Origin of the sequence: Micromonospora sp. 067-2 (assembly GCF_046549295.1) — a bacterium.
In the GTDB taxonomy this organism is placed as follows: domain Bacteria; phylum Actinomycetota; class Actinomycetes; order Mycobacteriales; family Micromonosporaceae; genus Micromonospora.
Window position 1 is genome coordinate 540,694 of the sequence record NZ_JAJPWB010000001.1, and the last position, 17,781, is coordinate 558,474.

The 17,781-nt window shown below is 71.8% G+C and carries 16 protein-coding genes; 9 read left to right on the forward strand and 7 right to left on the reverse strand.

Annotation, left to right across the window (positions count from 1 at the left end):
* Nucleotides 1-38: 38 nt before the first annotated feature.
* On the reverse strand, nucleotides 39-1,040 hold the full coding sequence (locus ACLJN9_RS02615; RefSeq protein WP_410809333.1) for a tRNA (adenine-N1)-methyltransferase: 1,002 nt from the start codon (nucleotides 1,038-1,040) through the stop codon (nucleotides 39-41).
* Nucleotides 1,037-2,191 (reverse strand): M50 family metallopeptidase, encoded by a 1,155-nt coding sequence (locus ACLJN9_RS02620; RefSeq protein ID WP_410809334.1) that lies wholly within the window; start codon nucleotides 2,189-2,191, stop codon nucleotides 1,037-1,039. The genes ACLJN9_RS02615 and ACLJN9_RS02620 overlap by 4 nt, the downstream gene beginning before the upstream one ends.
* Nucleotides 2,192-2,257: 66 nt before the next feature.
* Between ACLJN9_RS02620 and ACLJN9_RS02625 the strand changes: the two genes are divergently transcribed.
* The 4 genes from ACLJN9_RS02625 to ACLJN9_RS02640 all read left to right on the forward strand — a co-directional run bounded on the left by ACLJN9_RS02625 (nucleotide 2,258) and on the right by ACLJN9_RS02640 (nucleotide 7,774).
* Entirely contained in the window at nucleotides 2,258-3,172 is a 915-nt protein-coding gene (locus ACLJN9_RS02625) for a RecB family exonuclease (protein WP_410809335.1), read from the forward strand.
* Nucleotides 3,173-3,355: 183 nt separating this feature from the next.
* On the forward strand, nucleotides 3,356-4,042 hold the full coding sequence (locus ACLJN9_RS02630) for a response regulator (RefSeq protein ID WP_410809336.1): 687 nt from the start codon (nucleotides 3,356-3,358) through the stop codon (nucleotides 4,040-4,042).
* Nucleotides 4,043-4,395: 353 nt separating this feature from the next.
* The gene (locus tag ACLJN9_RS02635; protein ID WP_410809337.1) at nucleotides 4,396-5,166 is read left to right on the forward strand and encodes an ABC transporter ATP-binding protein; all 771 of its coding nucleotides are present in this window, start codon (nucleotides 4,396-4,398) and stop codon (nucleotides 5,164-5,166) included.
* Between the two features lie 52 nt (nucleotides 5,167-5,218).
* The gene (locus ACLJN9_RS02640; RefSeq protein ID WP_410809338.1) at nucleotides 5,219-7,774 is read left to right on the forward strand and encodes an ABC transporter permease; all 2,556 of its coding nucleotides are present in this window, start codon (nucleotides 5,219-5,221) and stop codon (nucleotides 7,772-7,774) included.
* A gap of 83 nt (nucleotides 7,775-7,857) precedes the next feature.
* Here the strand turns inward: ACLJN9_RS02640 and ACLJN9_RS02645 are convergent, their stop codons facing one another.
* From ACLJN9_RS02645 to ACLJN9_RS02660, 4 genes are all read right to left on the reverse strand, one after another.
* Nucleotides 7,858-8,514: an HAD family hydrolase gene (locus tag ACLJN9_RS02645; protein WP_410809528.1), complete on the reverse strand. Its 657-nt coding sequence runs from the start codon at nucleotides 8,512-8,514 to the stop codon at nucleotides 7,858-7,860.
* 120 nt (nucleotides 8,515-8,634) lie between these two features.
* Entirely contained in the window at nucleotides 8,635-9,378 is a 744-nt protein-coding gene (locus ACLJN9_RS02650) for a neutral zinc metallopeptidase (protein ID WP_410809339.1), read from the reverse strand.
* A gap of 115 nt (nucleotides 9,379-9,493) precedes the next feature.
* Entirely contained in the window at nucleotides 9,494-9,703 is a 210-nt protein-coding gene (locus ACLJN9_RS02655; protein WP_410809340.1) for a hypothetical protein, read from the reverse strand.
* A 154-nt stretch (nucleotides 9,704-9,857) separates the two neighbouring features.
* Nucleotides 9,858-10,958, reverse strand: a complete 1,101-nt coding sequence (locus ACLJN9_RS02660) for a calcium:proton antiporter (RefSeq protein ID WP_410809341.1) — start codon at nucleotides 10,956-10,958, stop codon at nucleotides 9,858-9,860.
* Nucleotides 10,959-11,054: 96 nt separating this feature from the next.
* Between ACLJN9_RS02660 and ACLJN9_RS02665 the strand changes: the two genes are divergently transcribed.
* On the forward strand, nucleotides 11,055-11,417 hold the full coding sequence (locus ACLJN9_RS02665; protein WP_410809342.1) for an ArsR/SmtB family transcription factor: 363 nt from the start codon (nucleotides 11,055-11,057) through the stop codon (nucleotides 11,415-11,417).
* Complete coding sequence (locus ACLJN9_RS02670) at nucleotides 11,414-11,917, forward strand: SRPBCC family protein (protein WP_410809343.1); 504 nt, start codon at nucleotides 11,414-11,416, stop codon at nucleotides 11,915-11,917. The genes ACLJN9_RS02665 and ACLJN9_RS02670 overlap by 4 nt, the downstream gene beginning before the upstream one ends.
* Here the strand turns inward: ACLJN9_RS02670 and mug are convergent.
* The gene (gene mug, locus ACLJN9_RS02675) at nucleotides 11,914-12,477 is read right to left on the reverse strand and encodes a G/U mismatch-specific DNA glycosylase (RefSeq protein WP_410809344.1); all 564 of its coding nucleotides are present in this window, start codon (nucleotides 12,475-12,477) and stop codon (nucleotides 11,914-11,916) included. The genes ACLJN9_RS02670 and mug overlap by 4 nt on opposite strands.
* Before the next feature lie 101 nt (nucleotides 12,478-12,578).
* Here mug and ACLJN9_RS02680 point away from each other — a divergent pair, with 101 nt between their 5' ends.
* From ACLJN9_RS02680 to ACLJN9_RS02690, 3 genes are all read left to right on the forward strand, one after another.
* Nucleotides 12,579-13,322, forward strand: a complete 744-nt coding sequence (locus ACLJN9_RS02680; RefSeq protein ID WP_410809345.1) for an SAM-dependent methyltransferase — start codon at nucleotides 12,579-12,581, stop codon at nucleotides 13,320-13,322.
* 334 nt (nucleotides 13,323-13,656) lie between these two features.
* Nucleotides 13,657-14,823 (forward strand): ThuA domain-containing protein, encoded by a 1,167-nt coding sequence (locus ACLJN9_RS02685; protein ID WP_410809346.1) that lies wholly within the window; start codon nucleotides 13,657-13,659, stop codon nucleotides 14,821-14,823.
* 84 nt (nucleotides 14,824-14,907) lie between these two features.
* A complete protein-coding gene (locus tag ACLJN9_RS02690; RefSeq protein ID WP_410809347.1) occupies nucleotides 14,908-17,730 on the forward strand; it encodes a PQQ-dependent sugar dehydrogenase in 2,823 nt (940 codons plus the stop codon).
* Nucleotides 17,731-17,781: the final 51 nt, after the last annotated feature.

Here is a 17,781-nt window from a genome sequence, read left to right on the forward strand (position 1 = left end):
CTCTCCCCGCTCCGCGACACCGGCACCCAGCTCGATGGTCACGGCCTGTCCATCTCCCCCGTCGCGTCGGGTTCCACACCTGCCGCCTGTGCGGCGGCCGCCTGCCGGGCCGCCTCGGCCTCGCGCAGCACCTGCCGGCGCTGCACGTACGCCTCGGTGCCCTTGCTGGGCTTTCGCCGCCGGGGCGGCGCGGTGACCCCGGGGGCCAGCTTGCGGGCGGAGACCAGGAAGGCGGTGTGCGCGATCATCCGGTGATCCGGCCGCACGGCAAGGCCCTCGGCATGCCAGTCCCGAACGAGCGACTCCCAGGCCCGCGGCTCGGTCCAGCCGCCGCGCTCGCGCAGCGCCTCCACCAGCTCGGAGAGCTGGGGTGTGGTGGCCACGTAGCCGATGAACACGCCGCCGGGCACCAGCGCCCGCTCGACCATGTCGAGGGTCTCCCAGGGGGTGAGCATGTCCAGGATGATCCGGTCGAAGCCGGTCTCCTGGCACTGCGCGACGTCGCCGACGTGCAGGTGCCAGGCCGGGTGCGGCCCGGAGAAGAACGACTCGACGTTGCGCTTGGCGATCTGGGCGAAGTCGTCGCGCAGCTCGAACGAGTGCAGCTCGCCCTCGGCGCCGACCGCGCGCAGCAGTGAGCAGCTGAGAGCGCCGGAACCGGCGCCGGCCTCGAGCACCTTAGCGCCGGGGAAGATGTCGCCCATCGCGACGATCTGCGCCGAGTCCTTCGGGTAGATCACCTGGGCGCCGCGCGGCATGGAGAGCACGTAGTCCGACAGCAGCGGCCGCAGCGCCAGGAATGCCGTGCCGCCACCGGAGGTGGTCACCACACTGCCGTCGGGCAGCCCGATGAGCGCGTCGTGCGCCAGGATGCCGCGGTGGGTGTGGAACTCCTTACCGGGCTCCAGCGTCACGGTGTGCATCCGCCCCTTCGGGTCGGTCAGCTGCACCCGGTCGCCGGGCCGGAACGGCCCGCGGTGCACGGGTGTCAGCGCCGGGGAGGCGGCGTCGGCCGGGACGGTGGAGGGAGTTGCGGTCACGGTGTCATCTTCCGGTTGGGTTCGAGGAGCTGCGCCAGGTCCGCGATGTGCAGGATGCCGACGACATCTTCGCCTGCGGTCACCACGTACTGTGCGCCCGGGTGGGTCTGCACGGCCTCGACCACCCGCTCCCCGTCCAGACCGACCGGCAGGGCGGGGAGCGTGCCCAGCGCCCGGGCGACGGCGTCCACCGCCAGCCACGGCCGACGCTCGACGGGCACCGCCTCGGCGGCGGCCGGGTCGACCAGCGCCACCGGCCTGCCGCTGGAGTCGGTGACCAGGAGCGCGGCACCGGGCTGCCCGCCCTCGGTGCGCCGCCGCTGGGCCTCGGACAGCGGCGTGCCGGTGGCCACCGGCCAGACCGGCCGGGCCAGCCGGGCCAGGTCGATCAGCGGGAACCGGCGGCTGACCCGGGCGGCCCGGATCGACTGACCGGCGCCGCGCCAGAGCGTGACGGCGACCAGCAGCATCAGCGGCAGCGCCAACGGCGCGAGGTGGTCGGCCAGGGTGAGCAGCAGAACCAGGACGGCGGTGCCGGCGGCGACCACCCGGCCCGCCCAGCCGGCGACCTCGGTGCCGCGGTGCCGGTCGCGGGTGAGCCCCCACACCAGGGCGCGCAGCGCCCGGCCGCCGTCCAGTGGCAGCCCGGGCAGGCTGTTGAACAGCGCGACGATGACGTTGCTCACCGCGAGCTGGAAGGCGAGCTGGTGGGCCACGGTCCCTTCGGGCAGGGCGAGCGTGGCGGCGACCGAGATCGCGCCGAGCACCGCGGAGACCGCCGGGCCGGCCAACGAGACGAGCAGGTCGACGCCGGGTGAGGGGGCGTCGCGGTCCATCTCGGTGTAGCCGCCGAGCAGTTCGAGGGTGATTCCGCGCACACCGATGCCGTACCGCCGGGCGGTCAGGGCGTGACCCAGCTCGTGCAGCAGCACCGAGCCGAGCAGCGACACCACGAAGCCGAAGCCGATCAGATAGCCGCTGACCTGCGGCAGGTCCAGTTGCCGGCGGACGAATTCGGCGTACAGCAGGGCGACCAGCACGGCGAGCACGAGCATGGAGCCGTTGAGGTGCAGCGGCACTCCGAACACGCGGCCCACGTTCAGGCCGGCGCGGCGGTCGGGCCGGCGCGGCGGCGGGGGTGTCTGCTCCATCGGGACGATGCTACGGACCGGCCGGGCGTCGGTTGGTGTCACACCGGTGCCCTAACCTCTGCGGACATGACGGCGGAAACGGTCACCACCACCCAGTCCCTCTCCCCGGCGCAGGTGCCGCCGACGGTGCGGGCCTCGCTGTCCCCGTCCCGGGCGGCGGATTTCAAGACCTGCCCTCTGCTCTACCGGTTCCGCAGCATCGACCGGCTGCCCGAGCGGACCACCGTCGAGCAGGCACGGGGCACCCTGGTGCACGCCGTGCTGGAGCGACTGTTCGACCTGCCCGCGCCGGGTCGCACGCCGGCCGCCGCCGGTGACCTGGTGGCTCCCCAGTGGGACCGGATGGTCACCGAGCAGCCGGAGCTGGCGGGGCTCTTCGAGGATGCCGAGCCGGCGGGTCCGGTCGAGTTCCTCCGCTCCGCCGCCGCACTCCTGGAGGGCTACTTCGCGGTCGAGGACCCGACCCGGTTGGAGCCGGCCGAACGCGAGAGCCTGATCTCTGCGGTGGTCGACGAGGAACTGCTGATCCGGGGCTACCTCGACCGGCTGGACGTGGCCCCCGACGGCGCGCTGCGGGTGGTCGACTACAAGACCGGTGGCGCGCCACGGGAGGCGTTCGAGGCGCGGGCGCTGTTCCAGCTGAAGTTCTACGCGCTGGTGCTGTGGCGCACCCGGGGCGTGGTGCCCAGGGTGCTGCGGCTGCTCTACCTGCGCGACGCCGAGGTGTTGGACTACACGCCCGACGCCGACGAGCTGGTCCGCTTCGAGCGCACGGTGGTGGCGTTGTGGCGGGCCATCGAGCAGGCCACCGTGCGACAGGATTTCCGGCCCCGACCGAGCCGGCTCTGCGACTGGTGCAGCCACCAGGCGCTGTGCCCCACCTTCGGCGGCACTCCGCCGCCGTTTCCGGTGACGGTGGGCGGCGGCGATCCTCTGCGGGACGCCCGGTCCGGTCCGGCGGCCCCGGGCGCCGACGAGTGACCCTCGGGTCGGGCTACACCCGGTCCGTGTTCGGCGCTCGTCCACCGCGCCGCAACGGGCCGGCCGTGGTGCGCGACGCGTGACCCTCGGGCCGGGCTCCGCCGTGGTGCGCGACGCACGGGCCGGCATACGCGAGGATGGCCGGTGCGGCAGCGGCGTCGGCGCGGCGACAGGGGGCACGAGATGAACGACCAGGTGGCCTCGGCGCGGCCGGTCCGGATCCTGCTCGCCGACGACCAGCCGCTGCTGCGTACGGGCTTCCGGATGGTGCTGGGCGCCCAGCGCGACCTGGACGTGGTGGCGGAGGCCGGCGACGGCGTGGAGGCGGTGGACCTGTCCCGCCGACTGCTGCCCGACGTGGTGCTGATGGACATCCGGATGCCCCGGATGGACGGCGTGGCCGCGACCCGGGCGATCGTCGACGCCCGTCTTCCGGTGCGCGTGCTGGTGCTGACCACCTTCGACCTGGACGAGTACGTGGTGGGTGCGCTGCGCGCCGGCGCCAGCGGGTTCCTGGCCAAGGACGTCGCGGCGGAGGATCTGATCGCGGCGATCCGCACCGTGGCCGGCGGGGACGCGGTGGTGGCTCCCCGGATCCTTCGGCGGCTGCTGGACCGCTTCGCCGATTTGCTGCCCGACCCGGCGGCGACTCCGTCGGCGGCCCTCAAGGCGCTCACCGATCGCGAACGCGAGGTGCTGGTGCAGGTGGCACGGGGGCTGTCCAACGCCGAGATCGCGGTGGCGCTGTCGGTCAGTGAGACCACCATCAAGACACACGTCGGGCACGTGCTGACGAAGCTGCGGCTACGCGACCGGGTGCAGGCGGTGGTGCTGGCGTACGAGTCGGGGCTGGTCCGTCCCCGGGCGTAGCCCGTACCCCTCCGACTACCTCACCCGGCGTACCCGAAGATCCCTCCGCAGGGTGACGGCGTGCTTGCCGCGCTCACCTACCGTGACCGCAGACGGCCTGGCGCGGTTGACCCTCTCGTGGGGTCGGCTCCTAGCGTTCAGGCCGGCGGGGTTTCGCCGGTCGGAAAACGGATCGACGGACCGTCGGGTCAGGGGCAACCCTGAGCCGGCATGGGGGTGCACCCGCAGCGCGAAATCCGCACCGGGTCACCCCGTGGACGGACAGGGCGGGCGCGTGCGGCGCCGAGAATGGAACAGTCGCGCCGGACCAGCGGGGGCGGCGCGTATTGGCAGAGACGGAAGAGGTAGATGACGTGACCGCGACGGTAGGCCAGCAGGCGCAGGCCGCGGCCCGGGCGAGCGACGTGTGGAAGGTGTACGGCAGCGGTGAGGCGCAGGTCATCGCACTGCGGGGGGTCACCGCGGAGTTCGAACGCGGTCGGTTCACCGCGATCATGGGCCCGTCGGGTTCCGGCAAGTCGACGCTGATGCACTGCCTGGCCGGCTTGGACTCGGTGACGCGGGGAACGGTGGCGATCGGTGAGACCACGGTCACCGGGCTCGGCGACGCCGGTCTGACGAAGCTGCGCCGCGACAAGGTCGGCTTCATCTTCCAGCAGTTCAACCTGCTGCCCACGCTCACCGCCAAGGAGAACATCCTGCTGCCGCTGTCGATCGCCGGGCGCAAGCCGGACCCGGCCTGGTACGACACGGTGATCGACACGGTGGGCCTGCGCGACCGGCTGGACCACCGGCCCGCGCAGCTCTCCGGCGGGCAGCAGCAGCGGGTGGCCTGCGCACGGGCGCTGGTCTCCCGCCCTGAGGTGATCTTCGCCGACGAACCGACGGGCAACCTTGACTCCCGCTCCGGCGCGGAGGTGCTCAACTTCCTGCGCAACTCGGTCCGCGAGCACGGCCAGACGATCGTGATGGTCACCCACGACCCGACCGCCGCCGCGTACGCCGACCGGGTGGTCTTCCTGGCCGACGGCGAGATCGTCTCGGAGTTGATCGAGCCGACCGCCGAGACGGTGCTGGACACCATGAAGAAGCTGGACACGCCGACCGAGGTGGGCAAGCCGTGAGCGCGAGGAATGAGCGCAGCGAGTCCCGCAGTCGCGAACAAAGGATGCACTGATGTTCCGGGCGACGATGAAAAGCTTGCTGGCCCGCAAGGTCCGGCTGATCCTGTCCGGGCTGGCGGTGGTGCTCGGGGTGATGTTCGTCTCCGGCGCCTTCGTGCTGACCGACACGCTGGGCCGCTCGTTCGACTCGGTCTTCGCCGACGGTTTTTCCGAGATCGACGTGAACGTCGCGGCGAAGCCGAAGGTGGAGCTCGGCGAGTTCGAGGGCGAGCAGACCGCCGCACCGGTGCCCGCCGCCGTGGTGGACCGGGTGAAGCAGGTGCCGGGGGTGGCCTCGGCGACCGGCATCGTCAACGTCGACGGCGCGCGTGTGATCGGCAGCAACGGCAAGGTGGTCACCTCGTTCGGTCCGCCCCAGTTGGGCGAGAACTGGACCGGCGAGAGCGAGCTGATGCAGCTGCGGGAGGGACGCGGGCCGCAGGCTGACGACGAGATCGTGATCAACAAGTCGTTGGCCACGGCGGCGAAGCTGCGGGTCGGCCAGAAGGTCGGGGTGCTCACCGCGTTCGAGTCGAAGAAGCGTGACTTCACGCTGGTCGGGATCCTCGGCTACAGCGGTGACCGGGACTCGATCGGCGGGGTGAACGAGACCTTCTTCACCACACCGGTCGCGCAGCAGCTGATGCTCGGTGCCCCGGGCGCGTACAGCAGCATCACCGTACGCACCACCGACGGGGTGTCGGACGAGAAGCTGCGCGACGACGTGGCCCGCACCCTGGGCGCGGACTACGAGGTGAAGACCGGCAAGCAGGTGGCCGCGGACGCCTCGGCCGGCCTGAAGGAGGGCCTGTCCTTCTTCAACAAGATCCTGCTCGGCTTCGCCGCGGTGGCGCTGCTGGTGGGCACCTTCCTGATCCTCAACACCTTCTCGATCATCGTGGCGCAGCGCACCCGGGAGCTGGCGCTGATGCGCGCCATCGGGGCCAGCGGCCGGCAGATCATCGGCTCGGTGGTGCTGGAGGCCATCGCGGTGGGTCTGATCGCCTCGGTGCTCGGCCTGGCCGCCGGCATCGGGGTGGGCGCACTGCTGGCGTACCTGTTCGGCAAGCTGGCCGGCGGTCTCACCCTGGCCGGGATCGGTGTGCCGGCGGCGGCGGTGATCGGCTCGTTCGCCGTCGGTCTGGTGATCACCGTGGTGGCGGCGCTGCTGCCGGCGCTGCGGGCGTCACGGATCCCGCCGATCGCGGCAATGCAGGACGTGGCCACCCCCGACCGGCCGTTGACCAAGGTCACCGTCGCCGGGTCGGTGGTCACCGGCATCGGTGCCGTGCTGCTCTTCCTCGGGCTCAGCGGCAACGCCAGCGGTCACACGCTGCCCACCATTCTGAGCGGGGTGCTGTTCGCCTTCATCGGTGTGGCGCTGCTGACGCCGCTGATCAGCCGGCCGGTGGTGAGCCTGCTCGGCACGATCTTCTCCTGGTCGGTGCCGGGCAAGCTGGGCCGGCTCAACTCCGGGCGCAACCCGCGCCGCACGGCGATCACCGCCGCCGCGCTGATGGTCGGCATCGCGCTGGTCACCGGTGTCACGGTGATCCTCGACTCGGCCAAGGGCAGCATCGGCAAACTCGCCCAGGACACCATCAAGGCCGAGCTGGTGATCTCCGGGGCGCAGAACGGTCCACGCCCGCCGAGCTTCGACCCCGGGGTGTTGGACCGGGCCAAGACGCTGCCCGGCGTGCAGATGGTCGACGGCGAGTACGGCGACATGGCGAAGATCGACGGGGAGAGCACCTGGGTCGGGGCGAGCAGCGACATCACGTCGCTGCGGCAGATCTTCGGCGGGAAGCCCACGGCCGGGACCATCGACAGGCTCGGGCCGGCCGAGATGCTGTCCAGCTCGGACACCGCCACCTCGCGTGGCTGGTCGGTGGGCTCGACGGTGAAGGTGCAGCTGACCCGGGGCGAGGCGCGGACGTACACGGTCAGCGGCATCTACAAGTCCACCCAGCTGACCAACCCGGTGGTGCTGCCGGCGGCGGCGGCGAAGGACTTCGCCGTGCCGCAGCCCATCCAGGGCTACATCCAGCTGGCACCGGGCACCCGTGTCGCCGACGTACAGCCGCAGGTGGAGACGCTCCTCGCGGACAGCCCCGAGGTGTCGGTGGCCGATCGGGCCGCGTTCATCAAGCAGCAGACCGGTCAGCTGGACGGGCTGCTCACGATGATCCAGATCCTGTTGGCGCTGGCCATCGTGATCGCCGTCCTCGGCATCATCAACACCCTGGCGCTGTCGGTGCTGGAGCGGACCCGGGAGCTGGGTCTGCTGCGGGCGATCGGCCTGCGTCGCTCGCAGACCATGGGCATGATCACCGTCGAGGCGGTGGTGATCTCGGTGTTCGGCGCGCTGCTCGGCGTGGTCGTCGGCAGCGGCCTCGGCGCCGCGGTCGTCCAGGCGCTCAAGGACGAGGGGATCACCGACCTGATCCTGCCCTGGGGGCAGATGGGCGTCTTCCTCGGTCTCGCCGCGCTCATCGGGGTGGTGGCCGCGGTGCTACCGGCGGTCCGGGCGGCACGGATCAACGTCCTGGGCGCGATCGCCCACGACTGAGCGGCATCTCAGGGACCTCCGGCGCCGCTCGCGGCGCCGGAGGTCCCGTGCTGTCGGCCGCACACCGTCGAGCGGCCGCTCGGTCAGCCGGATGCGCCGGCCCGGTCGACCAGCAGTGCGGCGAGCAGTTCCAGGTCCGCGCCGGTCAGGCTCGCCAACTGATGGACACCGGCCATCGTCGGCAGCGGCGCCTCCGCCGGTACGGCCAGCACTGCCGCGCCCGCGGCCAGCGCGCTGGCCACCCCGGTCGGTGAATCCTCGATCGCCACGCAGCGGCCGATCGGCACGCCCAGCAGCCGCGCAGCGGTGAGGTAGGGCTCCGGGTGTGGCTTGGCGGCGACCACCTCGTCGCCGCAGACCACCGCGTCGAAGCTGTCCCGGCCCAGGGTGTCCAGGGCGATCTCCACCAGCGGCCGGCCGCTGGAGGTGACCAGCGCGGTGGGAATGTCCGCGGCGCGCACCGCCCGCAGCAGGGCCAGCGCCCCCGGACGCCACCGCAGCCCACTGCGGAACAGCTCCAGGATCCGGGCGTTGATCCACGCCGCGCTGACCTCCGGATCGCGTTCAGGCTGCCCCAGGTCGTCGTGCAGGATCCGCATCGACTCGGCCATGCTGGTGCCGATGATCGACCGGCGGGCGGCCAGGGAGATCTCGCCGCCGTACTCGCGCGCGAGTTCCTGCAGCGCGACGTCCCACAGCTTCTCGCTGTCGACGAGCGTGCCGTCCATGTCGAAGAGCACGGCGGCGGGGTGTTGGCTGCTCAGCGGATCCTCCAGAGTCGTGGCCGACACCGGCGATTTTGCCAGGGCTGGCGGCCGCCGGTGCCCGCGGCGGGCACAGGGGTGATCCGGGCAACCCGGTCAGCCCAGGTCGCAGGCGCTCAGGGAACGCTCGTAACCACGGAAGAACGACTGGGTGCGCTGCTCGGCCGTGCCGTGCGAGCCCTCGGCGAACCACGGCTGGTCCGGGTCGTCGCCGACCGCCGCCAGCCCGTCGCGGAACTCGTCCAGATCACCGTCGGCCAGGGTCAGGGCGTCCGCGCGTACCGAGTCGCCGAGGTACGCCCCGGCCATGCAGTCGGCCTGCAACTCCTGCTGGATGGTGAAACTGTTGTTGATGCCGAGCCGCGCCTGGATGCCGTGGGCGTACTCGTGGCCGAGCAGGTAGAACACGAACGCGTCGCCGATCTGGCGGAACGCCGCCACTGACCAGGTGACGTCGTAGGCGATGAAGTCGCCCCGCGAGCAGTAGACGGCGTTGTTGCGCGGCAACGCCTCGCCGCCGCAGGACACCTCACCCGCCCGCTGGTACGGCGTGATCCGCTTGATCGGCTGAAAGCGCTGCCCGGAGGCCTTGAACTGCGCCGCCCAGTACCGCTCGGCGATGACCTGCGCGTCGGCGACGTCCTGCTGGAACTCGGCGACGCTGGTGGTGCTGTCGGTCCGGGTGGCGCTCGGCCCCGGGGAAGCGGTCTGCCGGCTCGGCTCCGGGCGCTCGCCCTCCGGCTCGGCCAGCCCACCGCCGGCGCAGGCGGCCGACACCAGCGCGGCGATCAGCAGGCCCGCCAACGGGCCGCGGGCGTCGCGTCCTGACCGAGCCCCCACTGTGTCCTCCCCTGGTGCCGGTGCTGCACTGCGCAATACCCCGACGGTACGACCGCCACGCCCCCGTACCGATGTCACGCGCGCCGGTGCTTGGCGGTTCACGGTGCGCTGATCGTCAGCCGCTGCTGTCGCGCCCGCGCTCCCACACCGCGCCCTGATCGCCGTGCCGCTCGGCTTCGTACCTGTGCTGCCTGGCCCGGGCGTCCCGGCCGGCCGCGTCATCGTCGCCGGAGCTCGACCGCCCCCGATCACGCCAGGCGACCACCCCGAACGCCACACCGGCCACCACGGCGAAGACCCCCACCACGACCCACAAGGTAGTCATCCCGCCACGCTAACCCGGCCCGCCAACCCCGCCCGGGCGCCCCCAGCCCGGGCGCCCCCAGCCCGTCGATCATGAAGTTATTGCCGACCTGCGAGGCGTGTCGTGACAATAACTGCATGATCACCGGGGCGCTGAGGGCATAACAGGGGGTGGGTCAGGGGCTTGCGGCCAGGAAGACGAAGGCGGCCAGCAGCACCAGGTGTACGCCGCCCTGCAACACGTTGGCCCGGCCGGGCACCACGGTCAGCACCGCGGTCACCGCGGTGAGCGCGAGGAGCGCGAGCTGGGTGCCGCCGAGGCCGAGCAGCAGGGGGCCGTCCAGCCAGATCGAGGCGATCGCGATCGCCGGGATGGTCAGGCCGATGCTGGCCATCGCCGAACCGAGAGCGAGGTTCAGGCTGATCTGCACCCGGTCGCGGCGGGCGGCGCGGGCTGCCGCGAGGGTCTCCGGCAGCAGCACCAGCAGGGCGATGATGACGCCGACGAACGCGTGCGGCAGGTTCGCCGCCGCCACCCCGGCCTCGATGGTCGGTGAGACGGTCTTGGCATCGCCGACCACCGCGACCAGCGCCACCAGCAGCAGCCCCAGGCTGACCAGCGCCGCGCGGGTGGACGGTGGTTTGGCGTGCTCCTCCGCGTCGATCACCCGGCCCGCACTGTCGACCGGCAGGAAGTAGTCGCGGTGCCGTCCGGTCTGCACCAGGACGAAAAGCCCGTACAGCGCCAGCGACGCGACGGCGGCGAAGGCGAGCTGGGCGGGGCTGAACTGCGGGCCGGGCCGGGCGCTGGTGAAGGTCGGAATGACCAGGCTCAGGGTGGCCAGGGTGAGCACGGTGGCCAGCGCCCCGCCGGTGCCCTCGGGGTTGAACACCGCCACCCTGCGGCGCAGCGCCCCGAGCAGCAGGGACAGGCCGAGGATCCCGTTGCAGGTGATCATGACGGCGGCGAAGACGGTGTCCCGGGCGAGCGACTGGGTCTTCTCCGGCCCGCTGATCATGAGGGTGACGATCAGGGCGACCTCGATCACGGTGACCGCGACGGCGAGCACGAGAGAGCCGTACGGCTCTCCCACCCGGTGGGCGACGACCTCGGCGTGGTGCACCGCCGCGAGCACCGCGCCGCCGAGCAGCACGGCCACCACCACGATCACGGCCCCGGGCAACTGCCGCCCCCAGGTGGCGACCAGCACCAACACCGCGAGCACGGGTACGGCGACGGTCCAGTCGGTCAGGCGGGAACGAAGCAGGGCGGTCATGGGTCAAGAGTGCCAGGCCAGGTGATCATGTGCCCACCATCGACGCAGCCACCTGCCCGTGGCGAAAAGCCGTAACTCATAAGTTACGCTTTCGCGGTGGACGAGATCGCCACCGCGATCGCGGATCCGGTACGACGGCGCATCCTGGCCATGCTGCGCGACGAACCGCTGGCCGCGGGCGACATCGCCCAGCGGTTCGCGATCAGCCGACCCGCGGTCAGCCGTCACCTGCGGGTGCTGCGCGAGAGCGGGCTCGTCCGCGACGAGCTGGTCGGCCGCAGCAGGATCTACCGCCTCGATCCCGGCCCGCTCGTCGAACTGGTCGAGTGGCTCACCGCGCTCGTCACCGCCGACCAGTGGGAGCGGCACCTCGACGCGTTGGAGACCGAGGTCCATCGAACCCGCCGGGAACGCCGCAGCCGCGGCCCGGCGGAGCACCGAAGGGAGCACACCGCATGACCCGTACACCCGCCGGACGACTGTTCCGCACCGCCGCCGGCCACGATCTCGTCCTCACCCGCACGTTCCGCGCACCGGCGGCGGACGTGTGGGCCAGCCTGACCGAGTCGGAGCGTACCGCCCGCTGGTTCGGCCCCTGGGAGGGCGACGCCGCACCCGGCCGGACCATCCGGGTCCAGATGGCGTACGAGGAGCAGCAGCCCTGGTTCGAGGTCCACATCGACGCGTGCGAGCCGCAGCGGCACCTCGCCGTATCGGTGGGCGACAGCGACGGGCAGTGGCTGCTGGAGATGACGCTGTCCGAGACCGACGGCAGCACCGAGCTACGGTTCGTCCAGCACCTGACCAGCCTGGAGGGCATCGCCGAGGTGGGCGCCGGCTGGGAGTACTACCTGGACATGCTCGTCGCCTCCCGGGACGGCTCACCCCGGCCCGAGTTCGACGAGTACCACCCGGCGATGCAGCCCTACTACCAGGCCCAGGCCGCCCGGCACGCCTAGCTCTGCGCGGACAGCGCCGCGAACTCGGCCGTCAACGCCGGCAGCGGGAAGTGCGCGTTCAGGCCGCTGGGGTTGGGCAGTACCCAGACCCGCGCCGGGCCCAGCCGAGCCGGCTGCGGGCCCAACCCGGCCCGGGGCCGCACAAAGGCGATCCGGTACGCGGTCACGCCGAGGATGGCCACCCAGCGCGGCCGGTAGCGCTCGGTCTTGGCCGCCAACCGCGTCACGCCGGCCACCAGCTCCGCGCGCGTCAGTTCGTCGGCGCGGGCGGTGGCCCGGTTGCTCAGGCTGGTGAGGCCCACGCCCTGGCGCAGCATCTCGTCGCGCTCCCACGGGTGCAGTTGGCGATCGGTGAAGCCGGAACGGTGCAGCGCCGGCCAGAAGCGGCTGCCGCGCCGCGCGAAGGGAAGCCCGACCGCTGCGGAGTACAGGCCCGGGTTGAAGCCGCAGAACAGCACCCGCAGATCAGGACCGATCACGTCCACCAGCCCCCGGCCGGCCGCCGCGGCCACCTCCTGTCGCGTCGGCCGCGGGAACGGCCCGGACCCGCCCGCCTCCATTCCCCGATCCTGCCGTACGGTCCACCGACTGGTCACCGCTTCCGACACACGGCGACGGCCCTGGGCGAGCGCGGTCGATCACCACTTGACACCCTCAACGGATGCCGCCAACCGACGACCTCGCCGTCAGCCGCCAGGCCCGGATGCGCTGGGACACCCCGCTGTCCGAGGAGCACGCGACCCTGCTCCTGCAGCGACTCGACGTCCGCCCCGGCTCGCGCGTCCTCGACCTCGGCTGCGGCTGGGGCGAGCTGCTGCTCAGGGCGGTCGCCGCCGGCGGTGTGGCTGGCCCGGTCGCGACGCGGGGCGTCGGCGTCGACACCGACGACGCGGCGCTCGCCCGGGGACGGCGACTGGCCACCGGCCGGTCGCTGAACCGGCACGTCGCCTTCGTGATGGGGGAAGCGGCGAGCTGGCAGGAGCCGGCCGACCGGGTTCTGTGCATCGGTGCCGCGCACGCCTTCGGTGGTACCGGAAGCGCCCTCGGCGCGCTGGCCACCGTGGTTCGGCGCGGGGGCCGGCTGCTGTTCGGAGCGACCTACTGGGAACGTCCGCCTCCCATGGAGGTCGAGGAGATCTTCGGCGCGGGAACGACCGACCTTCCGGGCCTCGTCGAGGCTGCCCGCGAGCACGGTTGGCGGGTCCTGCACCTGAGCACCGCCGGGCAACGGGAGTGGGACGACTTCGAGTCCACCTGGCTCGCGGGCGGGCAGGAGTGGCTGCTGAGGTATCCGGAGGATCCCCGCGCGGCGGAGGTCCGCGCAGAGCTCGACGACCGGCTGCGCCAGTACGTTGGCGGCTACCGCGGCATCCTCGGCCTCGCGTACCTCGTCCTCGGTCGCTGAAACCCGCCGTCGACACCGGGGGCCGGGCTGCGCACCTCCACGTTCGACGCCGTCATCGCCCGAAGTGACAGGCCCTCGAGTCCGACCGGTCGGTCGATCGTTCTCGGGCTTGACGGATCTCCGACATCGGCGGTTAACTTCCTCAGCGATCCAAATCGATGGGTGTTCGATCGTCCACACTGGTCGATCGGCGCCCCCGACCGCACCCACCACCCGCATCACCTCAGCCGAGCATCGGCGGCCCGGCTCCCGTACCACCGCCACCGCGGCCCTCGGCGAGCCCGCACGTCAGTGACGTGCCCGCTCGGGCCGACGCTCAGCAGAGGAGCAGAGCATGCGTTCCCGTGCATTGGCACTCATCACCGGCCTGGCCGTGGTGCTGGCCACCCTGGTGGCCCTGCCGGCCCCGGCCTCGGCGGCACCGCTGACCAAGGTCCTGGTGTTCAGCAAGACCGCCGGTTTCCGCCACTCGTCCATTCCCAACGGCATCGCCGCCATCCGGCAACTCGGCACCGCCAACGGATTCAGCGTCACCGCCACCGAGGACGCCGCGCAGTTCACCGCCGCCAACCTGGCCCAGTACCAGGCGGTGGTCTTCCTGTCGACGACCGGTGACGTCCTCAACGCCACCCAGCAGACGGCCTTCGAGTCCTACATCGCCGCCGGCGGCGGCTACGTCGGCGTCCACGCCGCCGCCGACACCGAGTACGACTGGCCGTGGTACGGCGGGCTGGTCGGCGCGTGGTTCAGTTCGCACCCGGCGATCCAGACCGCCACCATCCGGGTCGAGGACCGGTCGAACCCCTCGACCTCGCACCTGGGCGACACCTGGGTCCGTGCCGACGAGTGGTACAACTACCGCACCAACCCCCGGCCGAACGTGCGGGTCCTGGCCAGCCTCGACGAGTCGTCCTACAGCGGCGGCAGCATGGGCGACCACCCGATCACGTGGTGCCGGGCCTACGGCGGCGGGCGGGCCTGGTACACGGGGCTCGGGCACACCGAGGAGTCGTACACCGACCCGAACTTCACCCGGATGCTGCTCGGCGGCCTCCGGGTCGCCGCCGGCGCCGTGGCTGCCGACTGCACGCCGCGTACGACGCCGCCGCCCAGCGGCTCCAGCCTGCGTGCCCGGGCCAACAACCAGTACGTCAGCGCGCCCAACGCCACCACCTCGCTGATCGCCAACCGGAGCGCCGTCGGCACCACCGAGCTGTTCGACCTGGTCGACCTGGGCGGCGGCAACGTGGCGCTGCGCTCCAGGGCCAACAGCCAGTACGTGGCGGCCGAGAACGCCGGCGCCGCCCCGCTGATCGCCAATCGGGCCGCCGCCGGCGCCTGGGAGACCTTCCAACTGGTCCGTAACTCCGACGGCACGGTCAGCCTCCGGGCCGTGGTGAACAACCGGTACGTCGTCGCGGAGAACGCCGGCGCCGCCGCGCTGATCGCCAACCGTGCCGCCATCGGGCAGTGGGAGAAGTTCGACCTCGTCACCGGCTGATTCCACCCGGTCCACCTGACACCACCCCTCCGGTCGTGGTGCGCCCCCACGCGCCCGGCCCCCGGTCGTCGAGAAGGGACGATCATGTCTGCACACCCCCGGCGCTGGCCCCGGGCACTCCTCGCGGCACTCACCACCGCCGCGAGCGTGACCCTGGCCCTGGCCACCCCGTCGGCCGCCCAGGCGGCCGTCATTCCCGCCGCCGACTACCAACAGGTCGCTCTGGCCTCCGGCGGCGCCGAGCTCGGCGAGGCCATGTCCCTGGCCGTCCTGCCCAACCGCTCGGTGATCCACACGGCCCGCAACGGCACCGTGCGGGTCACCGACGTGGCCGGCAACACCAAGGTCGCCGGCACCCTGGCCGTCTACACCCACGACGAGGAGGGTCTGCAGGGCGTCGCCGTCGACCCCAACTTCGCCAGCAACCGGTACGTCTACCTCTACTACTCGCCCACGCTGAACACCCCCGCCGGGGACGCGCCGGCCAACGGGACCGCGGCGGACTTCGACCGGTGGAAGGGACACCTCCGGCTGTCCCGGTTCACCCTCAACGCCGACGACACGCTCAACCTCGGCAGCGAGCGGATCATGCTCCAGGTCGACAACGACCGGGGCCAGTGCTGCCACGTGGGCGGCGACATCGACTTCGACGCGGCCGGCAACCTGTACCTGACCACCGGCGACGACACCAACCCGTTCGAGTCCAACTCGTTCACGCCCATCGACGAGCGGACCGACCGCAACCCGCAGTTCGACGCCCAGCGGTCCTCGGGCAACACCAACGACCTGCGGGGCAAGGTGCTGCGGATCAGGCCGCAGGCGGACGGCTCGTACACGATCCCGTCGGGCAACCTGTTCGCGCCTGGCACGGCCAGGACCCGCCCGGAGATCTACGCGATGGGTTTCCGCAACCCGTTCCGGATGAGCGTCGACAAGCCGACCGGCATCGTCTACCTCGGTGACTACGGCCCGGATGCCGGAGGCGCCGACCCGAACCGTGGCCCCGGCGGTCAGGTGGAGTTCGACCGCATCACCTCCCCCGGCAACTACGGCTGGCCGTACTGCACCGGCACCAACACGGCGGCCGAGACGTACAACGAGTACACCTTCCCGTCCGGGCCGTCGCAGGCCCGCTACGACTGCGCGGGCGGGCCGACCAACAACTCGTTCCGCAACACCGGGCTCAGCACGTTGCCCGCGGCCAAGCCGAGCTGGATCAAGTACGGCGACGCGGGGTCACCGCCGGAGTTCGGCGGCGGCTCCGAGTCGCCGATGGGCGGGCCGGTGTACCGGTACAACGCCTCGCTCAACTCCAGCGTCAAGTTCCCGGCGTCGCTGGACGGCCAGTTCTTCGCCGGTGAGTACGGTCGCCGCTGGATCAAGGCGATCGGGGTGAACGCCGACGGCTCGCGCGGAGAGATCTCCGCCTTCCCGTGGACCGGCACCCAGGTGATGGACATGGCCTTCGGGCCGGACGGCGCGCTCTACGTCCTCGACTACGGCACCGGCGCGAACAACCAGGCGCTCTACCGGATCGAGTACATCGGCGGCGGCAACCGCAGCCCGGTGGCGGTCGCCGCGGCGAACCCCACCTCGGGAACGAACCCGCTGACCGTGGCCTTCTCCTCGGCCGGTAGCTCGGACCCGGAGGGCGGGGCGCTGAGCTACCTGTGGACCTTCGGCGACGGGACGACGTCGACGGCGGCGAACCCCACCAAGACGTACACCACGAACGGCACGTACACCCCCACGCTGAAGGTCACCGACCCCACCGGCCTCTCCGGAACCGCAAGCCTGGTGATCACCGTGGGCAACACCGCTCCGACGGTGTCGCTCACCCTGCCCGCCAACGGGCAGCTCTTCACCTTCGGTGACACGGTGCCGTTCCAGGTCAGCGTGAGCGACCCGCAGGACGGCACGATCGACTGTGCTCGGGTGAGCGTCACGTACGCCCTGGGCCACGACAGCCACGCCCACCAGATCACCTCGAAGACCGGTTGCAGCGGCACCATCACCGTTCCGGTCGACGGTGAGCACGACGCGGCGGCCAACATCTACGGGGTCTTCGACGCCGCCTACACCGACAACGGCGGCCTCACCACGCACAGCATCAGGACGCTGCAACCGAAGCACCGCCAGGGCGAGCACTTCGGCGCCCAGTCCGGTGTCCAGATCGCCGACCACGCCAGCGCCGAGGGTGGCCGGACCGCCGGGTTCATCGAGAACAACGACTGGATCTCGTACCAGCCGTACCTCCTGGCCAACGCCACCCGGTTCACGGCACGGGTCTCCTCGGCCGGCGCCGGCGGCACCATCGAGGTGCGGGCCGGCTCGGCCACCGGCACCCTGCTGGGCACCGTCGCGGTGCCGGTGACCGGCAGTTGGGAGACCTTCACCACCGTCTCCGGCGCCGTCACCAACGCACCCGCGGCGACCACCACGCTCTACCTGGTGTTCAAGGGCGGGGCCGGAAACCTGTTCGACGTCGACTCCTTCACCTTCACCACCGGCTCCGGTGGCGCCGGGGCGATCAGCCTGCGGGCGCAGATCAACAGCCAGTACGTGTCCGCCGTCGGCACCAGCCCGCTGATCGCCAACCGGCCCACGGTCGGGCTGTCGGAGCAGTTCGACCGCGTCGACGCCGGCAACGGCACCATCGCCCTACGGTCGCGCGCCAACGGCCTGTACGTCTGCGCGGAGAACGCGGGTAAGGAGCCGCTGATCGCGAACCGTGCGGCGATCGGGCCGTGGGAGACCTTCCAGCTCATCTCCAATACCGACGGAACGGTCAGCCTGCGTGCCCTGGTCAACAACCAGATCGTGGCAGCCGAGAACGCCGGGGCGGCTGCGCTGATCGCCAACCGGACGGCGATCGGGCCCTGGGAGAAGTTCGACCTGACCGGCTGAGCGCACGGCGGGCCCGGCCTGGTCACACACCGGGCCGGGCCTGCCGGCGTA

Bases quoted from the DNA above. Each gene is read 5' to 3' on its own strand.
- ACLJN9_RS02620 (WP_410809334.1), bottom strand. From the start codon at position 2,191: ATGGAGCAGACACCCCCGCCGCCGCGCCGGCCCGACCGCCGCGCCGGC.
- ACLJN9_RS02625 (WP_410809335.1), top strand. From the start codon at position 2,258: ATGACGGCGGAAACGGTCACCACCACCCAGTCCCTCTCCCCGGCGCAG.
- ACLJN9_RS02630 (WP_410809336.1), top strand. From the start codon at position 3,356: ATGAACGACCAGGTGGCCTCGGCGCGGCCGGTCCGGATCCTGCTCGCC.
- ACLJN9_RS02640 (WP_410809338.1), top strand. From the start codon at position 5,219: ATGTTCCGGGCGACGATGAAAAGCTTGCTGGCCCGCAAGGTCCGGCTG.
- ACLJN9_RS02655 (WP_410809340.1), bottom strand. From the start codon at position 9,703: ATGACTACCTTGTGGGTCGTGGTGGGGGTCTTCGCCGTGGTGGCCGGT.
- ACLJN9_RS02660 (WP_410809341.1), bottom strand. From the start codon at position 10,958: ATGACCGCCCTGCTTCGTTCCCGCCTGACCGACTGGACCGTCGCCGTA.
- ACLJN9_RS02670 (WP_410809343.1), top strand. From the start codon at position 11,414: ATGACCCGTACACCCGCCGGACGACTGTTCCGCACCGCCGCCGGCCAC.
- mug (WP_410809344.1), bottom strand. From the start codon at position 12,477: ATGGAGGCGGGCGGGTCCGGGCCGTTCCCGCGGCCGACGCGACAGGAG.
- ACLJN9_RS02680 (WP_410809345.1), top strand. From the start codon at position 12,579: ATGCCGCCAACCGACGACCTCGCCGTCAGCCGCCAGGCCCGGATGCGC.
- ACLJN9_RS02685 (WP_410809346.1), top strand. From the start codon at position 13,657: ATGCGTTCCCGTGCATTGGCACTCATCACCGGCCTGGCCGTGGTGCTG.
- ACLJN9_RS02690 (WP_410809347.1), top strand. From the start codon at position 14,908: ATGTCTGCACACCCCCGGCGCTGGCCCCGGGCACTCCTCGCGGCACTC.